At 71.2% G+C, this 20,708-nt stretch carries 16 protein-coding genes; all 16 read left to right on the plus strand.

Going from position 1 to position 20,708, the window contains the following annotated elements; translation table 11 throughout:
- Positions 1 to 107 precede the first annotated feature (107 nt).
- The 16 genes from folC (at position 108) to obgE (ending at position 20,549) form a co-directional block, all read left to right on the plus strand.
- Positions 108 to 1,613 carry a bifunctional tetrahydrofolate synthase/dihydrofolate synthase gene (folC, locus tag ACMTAK_RS32725; protein WP_413809499.1) on the plus strand — a complete coding sequence of 502 codons (1,506 nt, stop codon included), beginning with the start codon at positions 108 to 110 and terminating at the stop codon, positions 1,611 to 1,613.
- A 1-nt stretch (position 1,614) separates the two neighbouring features.
- On the plus strand, positions 1,615 to 1,968 hold the full coding sequence (locus tag ACMTAK_RS32730) for a DUF4233 domain-containing protein (RefSeq protein ID WP_413809500.1): 354 nt from the start codon (positions 1,615 to 1,617) through the stop codon (positions 1,966 to 1,968).
- Positions 1,969 to 2,042: 74 nt separating this feature from the next.
- The gene (ndk, locus tag ACMTAK_RS32735) at positions 2,043 to 2,456 is read left to right on the plus strand and encodes a nucleoside-diphosphate kinase (protein WP_413809501.1); all 414 of its coding nucleotides are present in this window, start codon (positions 2,043 to 2,045) and stop codon (positions 2,454 to 2,456) included.
- 321 nt (positions 2,457 to 2,777) lie between these two features.
- Entirely contained in the window at positions 2,778 to 3,797 is a 1,020-nt protein-coding gene (locus ACMTAK_RS32740) for a rod shape-determining protein (RefSeq protein ID WP_037946248.1), read from the plus strand.
- A gap of 142 nt (positions 3,798 to 3,939) precedes the next feature.
- Complete coding sequence (gene mreC, locus ACMTAK_RS32745; RefSeq protein ID WP_413809502.1) at positions 3,940 to 4,884, plus strand: rod shape-determining protein MreC; 945 nt, start codon at positions 3,940 to 3,942, stop codon at positions 4,882 to 4,884.
- A 6-nt stretch (positions 4,885 to 4,890) separates the two neighbouring features.
- On the plus strand, positions 4,891 to 5,598 hold the full coding sequence (gene mreD, locus ACMTAK_RS32750) for a rod shape-determining protein MreD (protein WP_413813064.1): 708 nt from the start codon (positions 4,891 to 4,893) through the stop codon (positions 5,596 to 5,598).
- Complete coding sequence (locus ACMTAK_RS32755; RefSeq protein WP_413809503.1) at positions 5,595 to 5,738, plus strand: hypothetical protein; 144 nt, start codon at positions 5,595 to 5,597, stop codon at positions 5,736 to 5,738. Before mreD ends, ACMTAK_RS32755 begins: the two co-directional genes overlap by 4 nt.
- On the plus strand, positions 5,731 to 7,875 hold the full coding sequence (gene mrdA / locus ACMTAK_RS32760; protein WP_413809504.1) for a penicillin-binding protein 2: 2,145 nt from the start codon (positions 5,731 to 5,733) through the stop codon (positions 7,873 to 7,875). Before ACMTAK_RS32755 ends, mrdA begins: the two co-directional genes overlap by 8 nt.
- The gene (gene rodA, locus ACMTAK_RS32765) at positions 7,872 to 9,074 is read left to right on the plus strand and encodes a rod shape-determining protein RodA (protein ID WP_413809505.1); all 1,203 of its coding nucleotides are present in this window, start codon (positions 7,872 to 7,874) and stop codon (positions 9,072 to 9,074) included. Before mrdA ends, rodA begins: the two co-directional genes overlap by 4 nt.
- A gap of 51 nt (positions 9,075 to 9,125) precedes the next feature.
- Positions 9,126 to 10,706, plus strand: a complete 1,581-nt coding sequence (locus ACMTAK_RS32770) for a CYTH and CHAD domain-containing protein (protein WP_413809506.1) — start codon at positions 9,126 to 9,128, stop codon at positions 10,704 to 10,706.
- 93 nt (positions 10,707 to 10,799) lie between these two features.
- Complete coding sequence (locus tag ACMTAK_RS32775) at positions 10,800 to 12,722, plus strand: TIGR03960 family B12-binding radical SAM protein (RefSeq protein ID WP_210943995.1); 1,923 nt, start codon at positions 10,800 to 10,802, stop codon at positions 12,720 to 12,722.
- A gap of 244 nt (positions 12,723 to 12,966) precedes the next feature.
- On the plus strand, positions 12,967 to 13,743 hold the full coding sequence (locus tag ACMTAK_RS32780) for a TIGR03936 family radical SAM-associated protein (protein ID WP_413813065.1): 777 nt from the start codon (positions 12,967 to 12,969) through the stop codon (positions 13,741 to 13,743).
- A 222-nt stretch (positions 13,744 to 13,965) separates the two neighbouring features.
- Positions 13,966 to 18,138, plus strand: coding sequence for an Rne/Rng family ribonuclease (locus tag ACMTAK_RS32785; RefSeq protein WP_413809507.1), 4,173 nt, complete (start codon positions 13,966 to 13,968; stop codon positions 18,136 to 18,138).
- Between the two features lie 243 nt (positions 18,139 to 18,381).
- Positions 18,382 to 18,702 (plus strand): 50S ribosomal protein L21, encoded by a 321-nt coding sequence (gene rplU, locus ACMTAK_RS32790; RefSeq protein WP_413809508.1) that lies wholly within the window; start codon positions 18,382 to 18,384, stop codon positions 18,700 to 18,702.
- A 14-nt stretch (positions 18,703 to 18,716) separates the two neighbouring features.
- On the plus strand, positions 18,717 to 18,974 hold the full coding sequence (rpmA, locus tag ACMTAK_RS32795) for a 50S ribosomal protein L27 (RefSeq protein ID WP_020871349.1): 258 nt from the start codon (positions 18,717 to 18,719) through the stop codon (positions 18,972 to 18,974).
- 141 nt (positions 18,975 to 19,115) lie between these two features.
- Positions 19,116 to 20,549, plus strand: a complete 1,434-nt coding sequence (obgE, locus tag ACMTAK_RS32800) for a GTPase ObgE (RefSeq protein WP_413101231.1) — start codon at positions 19,116 to 19,118, stop codon at positions 20,547 to 20,549.
- The last annotated feature ends 159 nt before the right edge of the window (positions 20,550 to 20,708 follow it).

A 20,708-nucleotide genomic window follows, 5' to 3' on the forward strand; every position in this document is an offset into this window, starting at 1 on the left:
ACATGAGCGCCCCGGAGGCGAGCCGCCTTGTCACAGATACCGGCTCGTGACCTGGGTGGGGATGGCGCTGGGCCGGGTTGTCCCCCCTCCCTCGTAGACTGGTCGGCGTGAGCGAGGAGCGCCCCCATGACGAGTCCGACGAGTTCGAAGAGATCGTCGGAGCCGAGACCGACCGCGACCCCGATCTGGCGGTGATCGAGGCCGGCAGCCGGACGCTGCGTGCGCAGTCCGGGCCGCCGCAGGGGGACGGTATCCCGGCCCGCCCGGCCGACCCCGAGGTGGACCGCGCCCTGCGGGAGGTGGAGGGCGAGCTGGCCACGCGCTGGCCGGAGACCAAGCTGGACCCGTCGCTGGTGCGGATCGAGTCACTGATGGACATCCTGGGCTCGCCGCAGCGGGCCTATCCGTCGATCCACATCACCGGTACGAACGGCAAGACCAGCACCGCCCGCATGATCGAGTCGCTGTTGGGCGCCTTCGAGCTGCGCACCGGCCGCTACACCAGTCCCCATGTCCAGTCGATCACCGAGCGGATCAGCCTGGACGGGGCGCCGATCTCCGCCGAGCGGTTCATCGAGACGTATCAGGACGTCCGGCCGTACATCGAGATGGTCGACGCCCAGCAGGAGCACCGGCTGTCCTTCTTCGAGGTGCTCACCGGCATGGCGTACGCGGCCTTCGCGGACGCGCCGGTGGACATCGCGGTGGTCGAGGTCGGCATGGGCGGCTCCTGGGACGCCACCAATGTGATCGACGCGGGCGTCGCGGTGATCATGCCGATCTCGCTGGACCACACCGACCGGCTCGGCACCACTCCGGAGCAGATCGCCGTCGAGAAGGCCGGCATAGTGAAGCAGGACGCCACCGTGGTGCTCGCGCAGCAGCCGGTGGAGGCCGCTTCCGTGGTGCTCAAGCGCGCGGTCGAGGTGGATGCCACGGTCGCCCGTGAGGGCATGGAGTTCGGTGTGCTGTCCCGGGAGGTGGCGGTCGGCGGCCAGCTGCTGACCCTGCGCGGCCTCGGCGGGGAGTACACCGATGTCTTCCTCCCACTGCACGGCGCCCATCAGGCGCACAACGCGGCGATGGCGCTGGCGGCCGTGGAGGCGTTCTTCGGCGTCGGCTCCCAGCACGCCCGTCCGCTCGACATCGACACCATCCGCTCCGCCTTCGCCTCCGTGACCTCGCCCGGCCGGATGGAGGTCGTGCGCCGCAGCCCCACCGTGGTGCTGGACGCCGCGCACAACCCCGCGGGCGCCCGTGCCGCCGCCGCGGCGGTCACCGAGTCCTTCGACTTCAGCCGGCTGATCGGCGTGGTCGGGGCGAGTGACGGCAAGGACGTGCGCGGTCTGCTGGAAGCCTTCGAGCCGATCTTCGCCGAGGTCGTCGTGACCGGCAATTCCAGCCACCGCGCCATGGACCCGGACGAGCTGGCCGCGATCGCCGTCGAGGTCTTCGGCTCCGACCGGGTCCAGGTCGAGCCGCGGCTGGACGACGCTCTGGAGGCCGCCATCACCCTGGCGGAGGAAGAGGGCGAATACGCCGGAGCGGGCGTTCTGGTGACCGGGTCGGTGATCACGGTCGGCGAGGCCCGGCTCCTCCTGGGAAAGGGCTGATATGCGAACGCTGTGCGCTTCCACCCTCATCGGCGAGTTCTTCGTGATCGGCTTCGCCGGGCTGGTCGCGATGAAGACGTCCGGGCTGTCCATGGGCACCGTCTGGACGGTCAGCGGAATCGCCATGGGGCTGTGTGTGCTGCTGTGCGGGCTGCTGAGCCGTCCGGGTGCGGTGCAGATCGGCTGGGCCCTGCAGATCGGGCTGGTGCTGAGCGGTTTCGTGGTGCCCACCATGTTCTTCCTCGGGGCGGTCTTCGCCGCGTTGTGGTGGGCCTCGGTCCACTTCGGCCGCAAGGTCGACGAGGCCAAGGCGCGGTTCGCCGCGTCCTCGGCCGCCTCGCCTGACACTGCGTGACATGGCCGTCGTTCCCCCATGTAGCCTCTGCCTCACAGCCTCGCCGCATGTCTTTTCCCAAAGGAGCCCGCACCGTGAGCCAGCGCACGCTCGTCCTGCTCAAGCCCGACGCCGTCCGACGCGGACTGGTGGGCGAGATTCTGGGGCGGATCGAGAAGAAGGCGGGCTGGACGATCAGCGCCCTCGAGCTGCGTCAGCTGGAGCGTGAGGTCCTGGAGCAGCACTACGCCGAGCATGTCGGCAAGCCGTTCTACGCGCCGCTGGTGGAGTTCATGGCCTCTGGTCCGGCCGTGGCGCTGGTGGTCGAGGGTGAGCGGGTGATCGAGGGCGTCCGGGCGCTGGCCGGGCCGACCGACCCGATCGCCGCGGCGCCGGGCTCCATCCGTGGCGATTTCGGCACCATCGTTCGGGAAAACCTGATCCATGCCTCCGACTCGGCGGAGTCCGCCGAACGGGAAATCAAGATTTTCTTTCCCGGGCTCGCCTGATCCCGATCCGATCGTTACTGATCGGCCATCAGTTTGATCATCAGCTTGCCACACCCCTGCTGACCTGGGGGCGGCCGAATTACCCGGCCGCCCTTCGGCATATGCGAGCCGATCGGGGGAACGCATCTCCGCGACACGACGTCACCATTAGAGGAGGCGGGGTCGTGTTCTGCTGACAATGGCGGAGGACCCCCGCAGCGTGTTCGAGCGGGCGTGACTACGATGAAGTCTCTGCGCCTCGCAGCGCACACCCATCCTGCCGACCTCAAGCAAGCAATCGCTCCAGCAGGGAAGGCCTGACGTATCCTCATGGGGAACAACATGTCGTTCATCGGCCGTGACATGGCTGTCGACCTCGGGACCGCCAACACGCTGGTGTACGTCAGGGGCCGCGGGATCGTCCTCAACGAGCCATCCGTCGTCGCCATCAACACCAACACCGGCGGAATTCTCGCCGTGGGCGCCGAGGCGAAGAAGATGATCGGCCGCACCCCTGGCAACATCGTCGCTGTGCGTCCGCTCAAGGACGGCGTTATCGCCGACTTCGAGATCACCGAGCGGATGTTGCGGTACTTCATCCTCAAGATCCATAAGCGACGGTATCTCGCCCGGCCCCGAGTGGTCGTCTGTGTGCCGTCTGGTATCACCGGGGTCGAGCGCCGCGCCGTCATCGAGGCGTCCACCCAGGCGGGCGCCCGTCAGGTGCACATCATCGAGGAACCCATGGCCGCGGCCATCGGCTCCGGCCTTCCGGTCCACGAGGCCACCGGCAACATGGTCGTGGACATCGGCGGCGGCACCACCGAGGTCGCCGTCATCTCGCTGGGCGGCATCGTCACCGCGCAGTCCATCCGGGTGGCGGGCGATGAGCTGGACAACGCGATCATCCAGCACATCAAGAAGGAGTACAGCCTGCTGCTCGGCGAGCGCACCGCCGAGAACATCAAGATCACCATCGGCTCGGCGTACGAGGGCGACGAGGAGGAGCACACCGAGATCCGCGGCCGTGACCTCGTCAGCGGCCTCCCCAAGACCGTGGTGATCTCCGCCGCCGAGGTCCGCAAGGCCATGGAGGAGCCGGTCAACTCGATCGTCGACGCGGTCAAGACCACCCTCGACAAGTGCCCCCCTGAGCTCTCCGGCGACGTCATGGACCGCGGCATCGTGCTCACCGGCGGCGGTGCGCTGCTGCGCGGCCTGGACGAGCGGCTGCGCCGCGAGACCGGGATGCCGATCCACATCGCCGAGGACCCGCTGGACTCCGTCGCACTCGGGTCCGGCAAGTGCGTGGAGGAGTTCGAGGCGCTCCAGCAGGTGCTGGACGCCCAGCCCCGCAGATGACAACCCGGCGGACCGGCCGTACGGGTGGTTGGCTGCCCGTGCGGCGGAACGCTGATATACAGGCATAAGGCTCCCCAGGACCGACCGGTCATCACATCCCCGGCACCGGTCCGACTTCGACGAGGAAGGCACGTCGCCGCACGTGAGGGACACACGAGAGAGCCGGCTGCTCCTGGTGCTGCTGGTCGCCATCGCGTTCGCGCTGATCACGGTGGATATCCGCGGCGGCGAGGACTCACCCCTCGACGGCGCCCGGCACGCCGCCGCTTCCGTCTTCGGGCCCGTTGAGGACGGCGTCGCCTCCGCCGTGGACCCGGTCGGCAACGCGGTCGCGGCCGTACGGGAATCCGGTGACCGGCACGACCGGGTCCGCCGGCTGGAGGAGGAGAACACCAAGCTCAAGCAGCGGCTCGGCAACAACGCCCGCGACCGCGCCCGCTCCGCCGAGCTCGACAAGCTGCTCAAGACCGCCGGCGCCGGTCAATACGGCATCAAGGGCGCCCAGGTCATCGGCATCGGCGCCGCCCAGGGCTTCTCCTGGACCGTCACCATCGACATGGGCAGCGGTGACGGCATCCGCCGCGACATGACCGTCATCAACGGTGACGGGCTGGTCGGCCGGGTCACCACCGTCGGCTCCTCGACGGCCACCGTGCTGCTCGCGATCGACCCGGACTTCACCGTCGGCACCCGTATGGAGGGATCGGGCGAGCTCGGTTTCGCCACCGGGCGCGGCGACCGCTCGCTCCATGTGCAGCTCCTCAACGGCAAGGCCCGGATCAAGAAGGGCGACCGGATGGTCACCTTCGGCTCCCAGGCGGACAAGCCGTTCGTCCCCGGCGTCCCGGTCGGCAAGGTCGTCGGCGTCGATCCCACCGGGGGCGATCTGACCCGCACGCTCCGGGTGCGCCCGTATGTCCGGTTCAGCAAGCTGGACATCGTCGGGGTCGTCGTCCAGCCGCCGCGGGACAACCCGCGGGACAGCGTGCTCCCGCCCAAGCCCGCGAAGCCCAAGCCGACGCCCACGGTCACCGTCACGGCCAACCCCTCCGCCACCGCCACCAGCCCGGCCGCCAACAGGAGCTGACCGATGCTGCACCTCAACCGGATCGTCCTGTCGACCTGCCTGGTGGTCTTCGCCCTCGTCGTCCAGATCTGCGTACTGGCCCGCCTCCAACTGCCCGGCGCCGTTCCGGACCTGTTGCTGCTCGTCGTGCTCGGTCTCGCGCTCGTCTACGGCCACACCGGCGGCGCGCTCATCGGCTTCGGCGCGGGGCTGCTCGCCGACTTCGCCCCGCCGGCCGACCACGCCGCGGGCCGCTACGCCCTGGTGCTCTGCGTCATCGGCTATCTGGCCGGGCTCGCCAAGCCGGAGACCGGCCAGCTCAGGTCGGCCACCGGGCCGATGCTGGTGGTCGTGGCGGCGGCCATCGGCGCCACGCTGCTCTACGCCGGGGTCGGCATCCTCGTCGGCGACGACGCGGCCCGTCAGGTGGGCCTGGGCAAGCTGCTGTTCACCGCGGCCCTCTACGACCTGCTGCTGGCACCCTTCACGGTGCCGCTGATCATGGGGCTCGCCAGACGGAGCGAGAACGATCCGATGGCCGACAGCGCGGGCGGTGGCGAGAGCCCGTCCCGCTGGATCAGCACGGCGGGCGGCGTCAGCACCGGCCGGATCGGCCGGATGAGCCGGCTCAGGCGGCCGGGCCGGGCGCCCCGGATCGGCAGCCAGCGCGGCGGGCTGCTGGCCCGCACGGGGAAGAACAGGACGGCACGCATCAAGGGGGTCAAGCGCCTGTGAGCAACGCCCTCCCGTCGCTCGCCGCCCTCCTGTCGCTCGCCGCCCTCCTGTCGCTCGCCGCCCGCCCGTCTCCCACCGCCCGCCCGTCTCCCGCCGCCCGCCCGTCTCCCGCCACCGCCCTCAGGGGACGCCATGAGTAATATTCCTGAGACCGGCCGGACCTCCCGGGTCACCATCCGGCTCGTCGCCCTCCAGATCCTGGTCTTCTCGCTGCTGCTGACCCTCGGCGGACGCCTGTGGTACCTCCAGATCCGCAATGGCGACGAGTACACCGCCGAAGCCGCCAACAACCACGTCCAGCAGGTCGTCCACCCCGCCGTGCGCGGTTCCATACTGGACGCCCGCGGGGTGCCGCTGGCCGACAACGAGACCCGTCTGGTGGTCTCGGCCAGCCGTACCGAGCTGATGAAGATGCCGGATGACGGCAAGGCCGTCCTCACCCGCCTCGCCGACGTCCTGGGCATGAAGCCCAAGGACGTCATGGACAAGGTCCGGCTGTGTGACGCCAAGACCCCGCAGCCCTGCTGGAACGGCTCCCCGTACCAGCCCATCCCGATCACCGACGAGGCCAGCGCCAAGCAGGCGCTCCAGATCCGCGAGCGCGAAGAGGACTTCCCCGGCATCAGCGCCGAGCCCACCGCCGTGCGCCGCTACGCCGCGCCCGCCGGTTCCAACGCCGCCCAGGTGCTCGGCTATCTCTCCCCGGTCACCGATGAGCAGGTGAAGGAGGCCGAGCACACCAAGTCGCCCCTGCTCCGCTCCGACCAGGTCGGCAGCAACGGCCTCGAGCGCCAGTACGACAGCGAACTGCGCGGCAAGGCGGGGGTGACCCGCTACGAGGTCGACAACCTCGGCCGGGTCATCGGCCAGCGGGAGAGCCAGCGGGCCCGCCCCGGCGACAACGTCGTCACCAGCATCGACTCGCGGGTCCAGGCCGTCGCGGAGAAGGAGCTGGACCAGGCGATGCGGGACGCCCGCAAGCAGCACGACCGGAACACCGGCACCAACTACAAGGCGGACTCCGGCGCGGTCGTGGTCATGGAGGCCAAGACCGGCCGGGTGGTGGCCATGGCGTCCAACCCGACATACGACCCCAACGCCTGGGTCGGCGGCATCTCCGGCAAGGACTACAAGCAGCTCACCGGCAAGAAGTCCAACTACCCGCTGCTCAACCGGGCGATCCAGGGCCAGGCGGCCCCCGGCTCGATCTTCAAGGTCATCCCGACGACCGCCGCGGTCAACGCCGGCTACGACTTCAACGGCCCCTACGCCTGCACCAGCTCGTTCAACATCGGCAGCCAGGTCTTCAAGAACTTCGAGTCCGAGAACTACGGCGGGATCAGCCTCGGCCGCGCGCTGGAGGTCTCCTGCGACACCGTCTTCTACCGGATCGCCTACGACGAGTGGAAGAAGGACGGCGGCAACAAGCCCAAGAAGAAGCCGGGGGACTGGTTCTACCGGACCGCCCACCAGTTCGGCCTCGGTAAGGAGACCGGGATCGACCTGCCCAACGAGGTCACCGGCCGGATCCCGGACCGCCAGTGGAAGAAGGACTACTGGAAGGCCAACAAGGACGCCTGGTGCAAGACCGGCAAGAAGGACGGGTCCTACGGCCAGCGGATCGCCTACGAGAACTGCCTCGAGGGCATGAAGATGCGCGCCGGTGACTCCGTGAACTACTCCATCGGCCAGGGCGACACCCTCGTCACCCCGATCCAGATGGCCACCATCTACGCGGCCATCAGCAACGGCGGCACGCTCCACGACCCGAGCGTCGGCAAGGCGATCGTCAGCCCCGACGGCAAGGACATCCAGGAGATCAAGCCGAAGGCGCACGGCAAGCTGCCGATCAGCGCCAGTCTGCACAAGAGGATCGACAGCGCGCTCGCGGGCGTCGCCACCCGGGGCACCGCCGCCTGGCGGTTCCAGGGCTGGCCGCAGAGCAAGATCCCGATGCACGCCAAGACCGGTACCGCGGAGGTCTACGGCAAGCAGACCACCTCGTGGTTCGCCACGTACACCAAGGACTACACGGTCGTCATGACGATCTCCCAGGGTGGTACCGGCTCCGGCGCCTCCGGCCCCGCCGTGCGCAAGATCTACAACGCGCTGTACGGGGTCGACGCCAAGGGCGGCATCGACAAGAAGAAGGCGCTGCTGCCCCAGCCGCAGGCCAAACTGCCGAAGATCTCGTCGGACGGCTCCATCGAGTCCCAGCCGCTCGGCAAGCAGTTCGAGGCGGCCGCGCGGGAGCGGCGGCGGGGAGCTGATTCATGAGCGCGTCCACGCATGGCTACTCCGTCCGCCGCTTCACCCCGGAGCGCGGCGCCTGGAGCAAGCTCATGGCGCGCGACTCGGTCGTCCGCCGCCTCGACTGGGTGCTGCTGCTCACCGCGCTGGCACTGTCCGCGATCGGCGGGGCGCTCGTCTACTCCGCCACCCGCAACCGCACCGAGCTGAACCAGGGCGACCCGTACTACTTCCTGGTCCGGCACGCCCTCAACACCGGCATCGGGCTGCTGCTCGCCATCGGCACCATCTGGCTGGGCCATCGCACCCTGCGCGGCGCGGTCCCGGTCCTCTACGGGCTGTCCGTCCTCCTCGTCCTCGCCGTGCTCACCCCGCTGGGCTCGACGATCAACGGCGCCCACGCGTGGATCGTGGTCGGCGGCGGATTCTCCCTGCAACCGGGTGAGTTCGCCAAGATCACGATCATCCTGGGGATGGCGATGCTGCTGGCCGCGCGCGTGGACGCGGGCGACCGGCTCAACCCCGACCACCGCACCGTCGTCCAGGCGCTCGGCCTGGCCGGACTGCCCATCGCGATCGTGCTGCTGATGCCGGACCTCGGCTCGGTGATGGTCATGGCGATGATCGTGCTCGCCGTGCTGCTCTCCTCCGGCGCGTCCAACCGCTGGATCGCGGGGCTCATCCTCACGGCCGTGGTGGGCGCGCTGCTCGTCTGGCAGCTGCACGTCCTCGACCAGTACCAGATCGACCGCTTCGCCGCCTTCGCCAACCCCGCGCTCGACCCGGCCGGGGTCGGCTACAACACCAACCAGGCGCGGATCGCGATCGGCTCGGGCGGGCTCACCGGTAAGGGGCTCTTCCACGGCACCCAGACCACCGGTCAGTTCGTCCCCGAGCAGCAGACCGACTTCGTCTTCACGGTCGCGGGGGAGGAGCTGGGCTTCCTCGGCGCGGGCCTGATCATCCTGCTGCTGGGGGTCGTGCTGTGGCGCGCCTGCCGGATCGCGCGCGACACCACGGAGCTGTACGGGACCGTCGTCGCGGCCGGGATCATCGCCTGGTTCGCCTTCCAGTCGTTCGAGAACATCGGGATGACGCTGGGCATCATGCCGGTGGCCGGTCTGCCCCTGCCGTTCGTCTCCTACGGCGGGTCCTCGATGTTCGCCGTATGGATCGCGATCGGGCTGCTCCAGTCGATCCGGGTGCAAAGGCCCGTATCGGCCTGATCCGTCCGACAGGGCTCCCATTCGCCGGTCTCGGGGGATTACATTCACGTCATGGTGGACGTGACACGGGAGATCGAGCGTAAGTACGAAGCCACCGAGGACGGCTGCCTACCGGACCTGACCGGGGTCGCCGAGGTCGCGGGCGTGACGGACCAGGGCGTCGTCACGCTCGACGCCACGTACTACGACACCGCCGATCTGCGGCTCGCGGCCGACGGCATCACGCTGCGCCGACGCACCGGCGGTGACGAGGGATGGCATCTCAAACTGCCCGTGGGCCCGGACGCGCGGGACGAGATCCGCGCTCCGCTCTCGGACACGCTGCCCGCCGAGCTGGCCGGGCTCGTACGCTCCCGCACGCGCGGCGCCGAGCTGGTGCCGCTGGTCCATCTGCTGTCCGAGCGGCACGTCAAGCGTCTGGTGGACGCCGAGGGGGTGCCGCTCGCCGAGCTGTCCGCCGACCACGTCACGGCGCGGCGGCTCGCACCGGAGCCCGGGGAACCGGTGCGCTGGGCCGAGGCCGAGGTGGAACTGGCGGAGGGCGGCGCCCCGGCGCTGCTGGACGCCCTGGAGCCGCATCTCGCGGACGCGGGGCTGCGGCGGTCGGCCGCCCCCTCGAAACTGGCCAGAGCGCTGGCGCAGACCGACCCGGACCGGCGCGGTAAGAGGGCCAGGAAGCAGAAGGGGCCCGCGGGACCGGTGAAAGCCCCGAAGGAGCGGCGGGAGAGGGGAATCAAGCCCAAGAAGGCCACGGCAGGCGATGTGGTGCTGGACTACCTGCGCCGTCAGGTCACCGCGATCGTCACGCTCGACCCCGCCGTACGCCTGGAGACCCCCGACTCGGTCCACGGGATGCGCGTGGCCACCCGCCGGATGCGCAGCGCCTTCCGCTCGTACCGCGGGGTCCTGGACCGGACCGTCACCGACCCCATCGGCGCCGAGCTGAAATGGCTGGCCGCCGAGCTCGGCGTCGACCGGGACCGCGAAGTGCTCACCGCGCGCCTCGACGAGCGGCTCGGCGAGGTGCCCGTCGAGCTGCGGCTCGGCCCCGTGGCCGCCCGGCTGCGCGTCTGGTCGCACGCGCGCCGGGGCGGCTCGCGCGAGCGGCTCCTCGGTGTGCTGGACGGTGACCGCTATCTCGCGCTCTTGGACGCCCTCGACGCGCTTCTGGCCGCCCCGCCGCTGCGCCCCGCCGCCGCCCGGCCGTGGGCGGAGGTGATTCCGAAGGCCGTGCTGGGCGACTACGACCGGCTCTCCGGCCGCATCGAGGCCGCCCTCGCCACACCCGCCGGGCCGGACCGCGACGTCACCCTTCATGAGGGCCGTAAGGACGCCAAACGGGTCCGTTACGCGGCCGAGGTCGCCCGCCCGGTGCTGGGGAAGCCCGCCAAGGCGTTCGCCGCGCTGATGGCCGAGGTGCAGGAGCTGCTCGGCGACCACCAGGACAGCGTGGTCGCCCGGGAGGCGCTGCGCGAGCTGGCCGTCGAGGCGCACGGCGCGGGTGAGAGCGACTTCACCTTCGGGCTGCTCTATGGGCGCGAGGAGGCGCGGGCGGCCGCCCGCGAGCGTGAGCTGCCGGACCTGTGGGCCGAGACCTCGCGCAAGAAGCACCGGGCGGACCTGGAGGCCTGACCGGGCGGACCGGGAGACCTGATCCGTGGCGAGGGCGCCCGGCGGGGCAGGTAGCCTTGAGGGTCACCCCTGTCAGCTTCACGAAAGTCCGCGATGTCTGTCGAGTCGGTCTTCCCACAGCTCGAGGCCCTGCTGCCGCATGTGCAGAAGCCCATCCAGTACGTAGGCGGTGAGCTCAATTCCACCGTCAAGGACTGGGACTCCTGCGACGTCCGCTGGTCGCTCATGTACCCGGACGCCTACGAGGTCGGGCTCCCCAACCAAGGCGTCATGATCCTCTACGAGGTCCTCAACGAGCGCGAGGGCGTGCTCGCCGAGCGCACCTACAGCGTGTGGCCGGACCTCGAGGAGCTGATGCGCGAGCACAAGGTGCCGCAGTTCACCGTGGATTCGCACCGCCCGGTGTCCGCGTTCGACTTCCTCGGCGTCTCCTTCTCCACCGAGCTGGGGTACACCAACCTGCTCACCACGCTGGACCTCGCCGGTATTCCCCTGGACGCCGTGGACCGCACCGAGGACCACCCCGTGGTGGTCGCGGGCGGCCACGCCGCGTTCAACCCCGAGCCGATCGCCGACTTCATCGACTGCGCGGTGATCGGCGACGGTGAGCAGGCCGTGCTCGACATGACCGGGATCATCCGCGCCTGGAAGGCCGAGGGCCGACCCGGCGGCCGCGATGAGCTGCTCTTCCGCCTCGCCCGCACTGGCAGCGTCTACGTCCCGAAGTTCTACGACGTGGAGTACCTGGCCGACGGGCGGATCTCGCGCGTGGTGCCGAACCGCTCGGGCGTGCCGTGGCGGGTGTCCAAGCACACCGTCATGGACCTCGACGAGTGGCCCTACCCCAAGCAGCCGCTGGTGCCGCTGGCCGAGACCGTCCATGAGCGGATGTCGGTGGAGATCTTCCGCGGCTGCACCCGGGGCTGCCGCTTCTGCCAGGCGGGCATGATCACCCGCCCGGTGCGCGAGCGGTCGATCACCGGGATCGGCGAGATGGTCGACAAGGGGCTGAAGGCCACCGGCTTCGAGGAGGTCGGCCTGCTGTCGCTGTCCTCCGCCGATCACACTGAGATCGGCGACATCGCCAAGGGCCTCGCCGACCGGTACGAGGAGGACAAGATCGGCCTGTCCCTCCCGTCGACCCGGGTGGACGCCTTCAACATCGACCTCGCCAACGAGCTGACCCGCAACGGGCGCCGCTCGGGCCTCACCTTCGCCCCCGAGGGCGGCAGTGAGCGCATCCGTAAGGTCATCAACAAGATGGTCTCGGAAGAGGACCTCATCCGTACGGTGGCCACCGCGTACGGCAACGGCTGGCGGCAGGTGAAGCTGTACTTCATGTGCGGTCTGCCCACCGAGACCGACGACGACGTGCTCCAGATCGCCGACATGGCCACCAAGGTCATCGCCAAGGGCCGCGAGGTGTCCGGCAAGAACGACATCCGCTGCACGGTCTCCATCGGCGGCTTCGTCCCCAAGCCGCACACCCCCTTCCAGTGGGCCCCGCAGCTGAGCGCCGAGGAGACCGACGCCCGGCTGGAGAAGCTGCGCGAGAAGATCCGCGGCGACAAGAAGTACGGCCGCTCGATCGGCTTCCGCTACCACGACGGCAAGCCCGGCATCGTCGAGGGCCTGCTCTCGCGCGGCGACCGCCGGGTGGGCGCGGTCATCCGCGCCGTCTACGAGGACGGTGGCCGCTTCGACGGCTGGCGCGAGCACTTCAGCTACGACCGGTGGATGGAGTGCGCCGAGCGGACCCTGCCCGACTTCGGCCTCGACGTCGACTGGTACACCACGCGCGAGCGCACCTACGAGGAGGTCCTGCCCTGGGACCACCTCGACTCGGGCCTCGACAAGGACTGGCTGTGGGAGGACTGGCAGGACTCCCTCGACGAGACCGAGGTGGACGACTGCCGCTGGACCCCCTGTTTCGACTGCGGCGTCTGCCCGCAGATGCAGACCGAGATCCAGATCGGCCCCACCGGACGGAAGCTGCTGCCGCTGTCGGTGAAGTAGCCGAGTAGCCGTACTCCGGTGACATGGCGGTCGCGCGGTGACGTAGCCGGTCCGGCGGTGATGAGGCCGGTCCGGCGGTGACGTAGCCGTCCGGCGGCCCTCCGTCACCGGGCCGCCCGCGCCGCCCACAAAGTAGGCTGGAAGACATCGGGGCCCCATGGCCCTGGTGTTCGACGGCAAGGAAGCACAAGGAGACAGTCCCCTGGGCAAGCGACAGCCCGAAGGCCCGCCGCCCGCACCCGCGGTGCAGCGCATCCGTTTGCGTTACACCAAGCGCGGCCGCCTCCGGTTCACCAGCCACCGCGACTTCCAGCGCGCCTTCGAGCGAGCGCTGCGCCGCGCCGAGGTGCCGATGGCGTACTCGGCCGGGTTCACCCCGCATCCGAAGGTGTCCTACGCCAATGCCGCACCCACCGGCACCGGCAGCGAGGCGGAGTACCTGGAGATCCAGCTGACCGAGGCGCGCGACCCCGAGAAGCTGCGGGCGGTCCTCGACGAGTCGCTGCCCGAGGGCCTCGATGTGATCGAGTCCGTGGAGGTCCGCACCTCGGGGCTCGCCGACCGGCTGCAGGCGTCCGTATGGGAGATCCGGCTCGACCAGGTCACCGCGGCGGACGCCGAGCGGGCCGTCGCGGCCTTCCTGGAGGCCGACACGGTCGAGGTGGAACGCCGGACGAAAAACGGGTTGCGAACCTTCGACGCCCGTGCCGCGGTGGCCCGGCTGGAGACGCTTCCGGCTCGGGCCGATAGGCCTGGCGACGGTGGCTGTGCGATACTGCGGCTGGTGGTACGGCATCTGACACCTGCCGTGCGACCCGACGACGTCCTGTCCGGTCTCCGCGCTACGGCCGACCTGGCGCCGCCGGTCCCCGCAGCGGTGACCAGGCTGGCGCAGGGGCTGCTCGATGAGGAGTCCGGCACGGTGACCGACCCGCTCGCGCCCGATCGCGAGGCAGTTCAGGCCGCTCCATCCACGGCCGCCGAGCTGACCGCCGCGATGGCGCCGGAAGGTCCCGCGTAGGGCCGCCGTCGATGCGCCGCCGACGCACTTGGGAGCCACCCGGGTCCGGCTGGCGCACTGACCAGAAGACTTTCGCCGGTCCCGGCAGATCCGGTCCCGGCGAGCGAGACGACAGCTCCCGTGCGGCGACCGCGCCCCGGACGGCGGCACCCGCGCACAGTGTGCGGGTGGCCGGCCGGAAGCAGGCGCGGCGCCCGGGAGCGTGACGGGAGAAACGCCCGCATGCTCGAACCTATTGAGCCGACCCAACCTGTCCAGCCCCTGGGGTCATCCGCGCCGCGTGCCGCGGTACCCGGGGAACCCATCGAGAACACGCCCAGCGACACGCTGCCGCCGCGCCGCCGCCGCGCGGCCTCCCGCCCGGCCGGTCCGCCGTCCGGCGCGGTGAGCGAGGCCGAGGTCACCACGCCCTCGGCACCGGCCATAGCCGCTGAGCAGACCGGTGCCTTCGCCGCCGCCGAGGCCGCTTCCGAGCCCGTCGCCGCCGGTGCCGCCATGGCCACCGCGAGTGGATCCGTATCCGGGTCCGACACCGAATCCGCCGCTCCGCCCGCCCGTACGCGGCGCCGGGTCGCCCGCAAGGCGACCGCCCCGGCGGGTTCGCCGGAGGCCGCGGAGACCGTGGTCCCGGCCGACGCCGGGCGTGGCGGCGAGGAGGCCGAGGCCGGCGCCGAGCCCGTGGTGGAGGCCGCCGCCGAGGCCGCTCCGGCCGCCCGTACGCGTCGCCGTGCCACCCGTAAGGTGACCGCTCCGGCCGGTGCCCCCGCGGAGTCGGAGGCCGCGCCGCCGAACGAGCCGGAGGAGGCGGAGGAGCCCGAAGAGACCGAGGAGTCCGCGGCGGCCGCCGAGGCCGAGGCCGAGGTCGAGACCGTGCCCCCGGCCCCCGCCCGTACGCGCCGTCGTGCGACCCGTAAGGCCACCGCCCCCGAGGGCGCGCCGCAGGCGGAGGCGGCCGACGCGGACGCGTCGTCTGCGGCGGCCGCTGGTGGCAGTGGTGACGAGGTCACGGCCCCAGCCGCAGTCGCAGCCGATGCCCAGGCCGATGAGGCCCCGCGTGCCCGTACGCGCCGCCGTGCGGCCCGTAAGGCGACCGCTCCGGCCGGTGCCCCCGCGGAGTCGGAGGCCGCGGAGGTCGTGCCGCCGAAGGAGCCGGTGGAGACCGAGGAGGCCGCGGCGGCTGCCGAGGCCGAGGCCGAGGCCGTGCCCCCGGCCCCCGCCCGTACGCGTCGCCGTGCGACCCGTAAGGCCACCGCCCCCGCCGGAGCGTCCGCGGAGGCCGAGGCCGCCGAGGAGCCCGCCGCCGAGCAGCGCGGCGAGAGCGCCGAGGAGACCGCCGGTACGCGGGCCGAGGCCGAGGCGCCGCGCGCCCGCACCCGCCGCCGTGCCACCCGGAGCACCGCATCCGCCGCCGAGGAGCCGATCGGCGCTCAGGAGCCGCAGACCGCCGAGGGCGAGGCCCCGGCCGCCGAGGCCGCTTCCGAGCCGGAGCCCGCGCCCCGTTCGCGGCGCCGGGCGGTCCGCCCGCCCACGGCCGTGTTCCAGGCGCCCGTCTTCACCGAGCCGGTCTTCCAGACGCCGGAGAGTGCCGCCGCCGAGGCCGCCGCCGCGCTGGAGGAGCCCGAGGAGGAGGACGAGGAGCAGCCGACGGCCGAGGCCGTCGAGCCCGAGGCGCCCGCCGGCCGCCGCCGGCGCCGCCGCCGTGGCGCCGCGCCCGCCGAGGAGCAGCCGGAGGCCGCCGAAGAGCCCGAGGCCGCCGAGGAGGGCGAGACAGAGGCCGAGGCCGGTCAGCCCGAGGGCGAGTCCGGCGAGGAGGAGTCGGGCGACCGCCCGGCCCGTCGCCGCCGCCGTGGCGGCCGCCGTCGCCGTCGTGGCGAGACCGCCGAGGCCGAGGGCGCCGAGGGGCGTTCCGAGACCGGTGAGGGGTACGAGGACGAGTCGGCCGCCGAGGGCGAGGGCGCCGAGGAGCAGAGCGAGGGCCGGGACGAGTCGGGCGCCGAGGCCGGTGAGCCCGGCGGCTCCAGCAGCAGCCGCCGTCGCCGTCGCCGCCGCCGTCGCAGCGGCGACGCCGCCGAGACCGAGGCGACCGGTGACGACCCGGAGCGCACGGTCGTCAAGGTCCGCGAGCCCCGGGAGCGGCGCGGCAAGGAAGCCGAGTCCAGTGCCGACGAGGTGCAGTCGATCAAGGGGTCGACGCGTCTGGAGGCCAAGAAGCAGCGCCGTCGCGAGGGCCGTGAGCAGGGCCGCCGCCGTGTGCCGATCATCACCGAGGCCGAGTTCCTGGCCCGCCGCGAGGCGGTCGAGCGGGTCATGGTCGTCCGGCAGAACGGCGATCGCACCCAGATCGGGGTGCTGGAGGACAACGTCCTCGTCGAGCACTTCGTCAACAAGGAACAGGCCACCAGCTACGTCGGCAACGTCTACCTGGGCAAGGTCCAGAACGTGCTGCCGTCGATGGAGGCCGCCTTCGTCGACATCGGCAAGGGCCGCAACGCCGTGCTGTACGCGGGCGAGGTGAACTTCGAGGCGCTGGGGCTCTCAGGCGGGCCGCGCCGCATCGAGACCGCCCTGAAGTCCGGCCAGTCCGTGCTGGTGCAGGTCACCAAGGACCCGATCGGCCACAAGGGCGCCCGGCTGACCAGCCAGGTCTCCCTGCCCGGCCGCTACCTGGTGTACGTGCCCGAGGGCTCGATGACCGGCATCAGCCGCAAGCTGCCCGACACCGAGCGGGCCCGGCTGAAGCAGATCCTCAAGAAGATCGTCCCCGAGGACGCGGGCGTGATCGTCCGCACCGCCGCCGAGGGCGCGAGCGAGGAGGAGCTGTCCCGCGATGTCGCCCGGTTGCAGGCGCAGTGGGAGGAGATCAAGAAGAAGGCGAAGAGCGGTAACGCCCCGTCGCTGCTCTACGGCGAGCCCGACATGACCGTCCGGGTCGTCCGCGACATCTTCAACGAGGACTTCTCCAAGGTCATCGTCAGCGGTGACGACGCCTGGGAGACCATCCACGGCTATGTCTCGCACGTGGCGCCCGACCTCGCCGACCGGCTCCAGAAGTGGACCTCGGACGTCGATGTCTTCGCCACCTACCGGATCGACGAGCAGCTGATGAAGGCGCTGGACCGCAAGGTCTGGCTGCCCAGCGGCGGCTCGCTGGTGATCGACCGGACCGAGGCGATGGTCGTCATCGACGTCAACACCGGCAAGTTCACCGGCCAGGGCGGCAACCTCGAGGAGACGGTCACCAGGAACAACCTGGAGGCGGCCGAGGAGATCGTGCGCCAGCTGCGGCTGCGCGACCTCGGCGGCATCATCGTGATCGACTTCATCGACATGGTGCTGGAGTCCAACCGCGATCTGGTGCTGCGGCGGCTGCTGGAGTGCCTGGGCCGGGACCGTACGAAGCACCAGGTGGCGGAGGTCACCTCGCTCGGCCTGGTCCAGATGACCCGTAAGCGGGTCGGCCAGGGGCTGCTGGAGTCCTTCTCCGAGTCCTGTGTGCACTGCAACGGCCGCGGCGTGATCGTCCACATGGACCAGGCGTCGTCCGCCGGCGGCGGTGGCGGCAAGCGCAAGAAGAAGAAGTCCGCTGCCGGTGCCGTTCAGCAGCAGGAGCGGGCCGCCGCCGCTGCGGCCGAGGCCGAGGCCGAAGCCGAGGCGGAGTCCGAGGACGTCACCGAGGCGGCGGCCGAGATCGCGGCGGAGGCCACCCAGCCCAAGGCGCTGCCCGAGCCGGTCTTCGCGGCCGACGAGGAGCTGTACAGCAGCGCCGCGGAGGCCGAGGCCGCCGCGACCCGTGGGCGTACGCGCCGCCGTGCCACCCGTAAGGTGTCCGCCCCGGCGGGCGCCCCGAAGGCCGCCAAGGAGCCCGAGGGCGTGGTGGTCGTGGTGGCCGACGAGCGCCGGGAGGCGGCCCAGGCGGAGCCGGAGGCGGCCGCCGAGGCCCCCGCCGCTCCCGCCGAGGAGCCGGCCCCGCTCGAGGGCGTTCCCGCGCCGCGTACGCGCCGCCGTGCGACCCGTAAGGTGAGCGCCCCCGCGGGCTCGCCGACGGGTTCCGAGGAGGCGGCCGTGGTGGTCGTGAGCGGGTCTTCCGTGGAGCCGGAGCCGGAGCCGGAGTCCGGGTCGAAGCCCGAGCCGGAGGCGGCGCCCGAGAGCGCGTCCGCCGAGGGCGAGGCCGAGACCGCGGCACCGGCGAAGAAGACCGCCCGTAAGGCGGCCAAGAAGGCGCCCGCCAAGAAGACGGCGGCCAAGAAGACCGCCGAGAAGAAGACGGCGGCGAAGAAGACGGCCGCCAAGAAGACCACGGCCAAGAAGACGACCGCCAAGAAGACGGCGGCGAAGAAGACCGCGGCGGCGGAGCAGCAGACTCCGCAGTCGGTCTCGGCCGCGGCCGACGACTGACCCGGCCGCCACCCGGCCGACCGGAGGGCACACTGTCACGTGACAGTGTGCCCTCCGGGCTCTGGTAGCCTTGACCCTCGGCGTCTGTACGCCAAACCCCTGAGCACATCCCTTCCGCTTCGCCGGAAGAGGCCGTTCGGCCGATGGTGAGTCGCATGATCACTCGGTTGTCACGACCCCTCGTGGGTCGTGTTGGGCGGCTGGCATCAGAGGTCCGTTTTCTAGCGAGAGAGTGAGAACCGCGTGTACGCAATCGTGCGCACCGGCGGCCGCCAGCAGAAGGTGGCCGTGGGCGATGTCATCGAGGTCGACCGTCTGGCCGGCAACAAGGTCGGCGACACCGTCGAGCTTTCCACTCTGCTCGTTGTCGACGGCGATGCCGTCACCAGCGACCCGTGGGTCCTGGCCGGTGTGAAGGTTCACGCCGAGGTCGTCGACCACCACAAGGGTGGCAAGATCGACATCCTGAAGTACAAGAACAAGACCGGCTACCGGAAGCGGATCGGCCACCGTCAGCTGCACACCGCGCTGAAGATCACCGGCATCGACCCGGCTGCGAAGTAAGGGACTGAGAAGAGATGGCACACAAGAAGGGCGCATCGTCCACTCGGAACGGTCGCGACTCCAACGCCCAGCGGCTCGGCGTCAAGCGCTTCGGCGGCCAGGTCGTCAACGCGGGTGAGATCCTGGTCCGCCAGCGCGGCACGCACTTCCACCCGGGCACGGGTGTCGGCCGCGGCGGCGATGACACGCTGTTCGCGCTGGCCGCCGGTGCGGTGCAGTTCGGCACCAGCCGTGGCCGCAAGGTCGTGAACATCGTTCCGGTCGCTGAGTAATCAGCCCGGGCGATATCGCACAGCCTTTTCCGAGGGCGGACCGCTCTTCCCGTGACGGGAAGCGGGTCCGCCCTCGGCGCGTTACGAGCGTGAGGCACATCAGAACATCCCCGAACCCGTAAGTAACTGGAGGCACCCGTCATGACCACCTTCGTGGACCGCGTCGAACTGCATGTCGCCGCGGGTAACGGAGGCCACGGCTGCGCCTCCGTGCACCGCGAGAAGTTCAAGCCGCTCGGGGGACCGGACGGCGGCAACGGTGGCCGGGGCGGCGATGTGATCCTGGTCGTGGACCAGTCCGTCACCACCCTGCTCGACTACCACCACAGCCCCCACCGCAAGGCCACCAACGGCAAGCCCGGCGAGGGCGGCAACCGCTCCGGCAAGGACGGCACCGACCTGGTCCTGCCGGTCCCGGACGGCACCGTCGTCCTCGACAAGCGGGGCAACGTCCTGGCCGATCTGATCGGGCAGGGCACCACCTACATCGCCGCCCAGGGCGGCCGCGGCGGCCTCGGCAACGCCGCGCTCGCCTCGGCCCGCCGCAAGGCCCCCGGCTTCGCGCTGCTGGGCGAGCCGGGTCACTCCGGCGACGTCATCCTGGAGCTCAAGACCGTCGCGGACGTGGCCCTCGTCGGCTACCCGAGCGCCGGCAAGTCCTCGCTGATCTCGGTGCTTTCGGCGGCCAAGCCGAAGATCGCCGACTATCCGTTCACCACGCTGGTGCCCAACCTCGGTGTGGTCACGGCCGGTTCTACCGTCTACACCATCGCCGACGTCCCCGGCCTGATCCCGGGCGCCAGCCAGGGCAAGGGCCTCGGCCTGGAGTTCCTGCGCCATGTCGAGCGCTGCTCGGTCCTGGTGCACGTACTGGACACCGCGGCGCTGGAGTCCGAGCGCGATCCGCTGACCGACCTCGATGTCATCGAGGCGGAGCTGGCCCAGTACGGCGGTCTGGACGACCGGCCGCGGGTCGTCGTGCTCAACAAGGTCGACATCCCCGACGGCAAGGACCTCGCCGACATCATCCGGCCCGATCTGGAGGCCCGCGGCTACCAGGTCCTCGAGGCCTCCGCGGTCGCCCATCTCGGCCTCAAGGAGCTGTCCTTCGCCCTGGCGAAGATCGTCGCGGAGGCGCGGGAGGCGAAGCCGAAGGAGGAGGCGACCCGGATCGTCATCCGGCCGAAGGCCGTGGACGACGCGGGCTTCAGGGTCGTCGCCGAGGAGGGCTTCTACCGCGTGCTGGGCGAGAAGCCCGAACGCTGGGTCCGCCAGACCGACTTCGCCAACGACGAGGCCGTGGGCTACCTCGCCGACCGCCTGGCGCGCCTCGGCGTCGAGGAGGAGCTGATGAAGGCGGGCGCCCACTCGGGCGATGAGGTCGTCATCGGCCCCGAGGACGACGCGGTCGTCTTCGACTGGGAGCCGAGCCTCGCGACCGGCGCGGAGATGCTGGGCCGCCGTGGCGAGGACCACCGCTTCGACACCCCGCGCCCGGCCGCGCAGCGGCGGCGGGACCGGGATGCCGAGCGGGACGAGGCGGACGAGGAGTTCGACACGTTCAAGCCGTTCTGAGGGCCGCGCGGCCGTAGCCGGGCGCCCCTGCGCGTCCCCGGACGCTCCGGGGCACCCGCGCGGGCTCTGAGCGGGCTTCTCGGCGCCGCGCGGCAGGTGGCACGGCGAAGGGCCCGGGAGGGATCTCCCGGGCCCTTCGTCACGCTCTCCGTGCCTGCC

Source organism: Streptomyces lacaronensis, from assembly GCF_047337785.1.
Taxonomy (GTDB): Bacteria; Actinomycetota; Actinomycetes; order Streptomycetales; family Streptomycetaceae; genus Streptomyces; species Streptomyces lycopersici.

Coding starts and splice junctions, on each gene's coding strand:
- ACMTAK_RS32730 (WP_413809500.1), top strand. CDS start 1,615: ATGCGAACGCTGTGCGCTTCCACCCTCATCGGCGAGTTCTTCGTGATC.
- ACMTAK_RS32740 (WP_037946248.1), top strand. CDS start 2,778: ATGTCGTTCATCGGCCGTGACATGGCTGTCGACCTCGGGACCGCCAAC.
- mrdA (WP_413809504.1), top strand. CDS start 5,731: ATGAGTAATATTCCTGAGACCGGCCGGACCTCCCGGGTCACCATCCGG.
- rodA (WP_413809505.1), top strand. CDS start 7,872: ATGAGCGCGTCCACGCATGGCTACTCCGTCCGCCGCTTCACCCCGGAG.
- ACMTAK_RS32770 (WP_413809506.1), top strand. CDS start 9,126: ATGGTGGACGTGACACGGGAGATCGAGCGTAAGTACGAAGCCACCGAG.
- ACMTAK_RS32775 (WP_210943995.1), top strand. CDS start 10,800: ATGTCTGTCGAGTCGGTCTTCCCACAGCTCGAGGCCCTGCTGCCGCAT.
- ACMTAK_RS32785 (WP_413809507.1), top strand. CDS start 13,966: ATGCTCGAACCTATTGAGCCGACCCAACCTGTCCAGCCCCTGGGGTCA.
- rpmA (WP_020871349.1), top strand. CDS start 18,717: ATGGCACACAAGAAGGGCGCATCGTCCACTCGGAACGGTCGCGACTCC.
- obgE (WP_413101231.1), top strand. CDS start 19,116: ATGACCACCTTCGTGGACCGCGTCGAACTGCATGTCGCCGCGGGTAAC.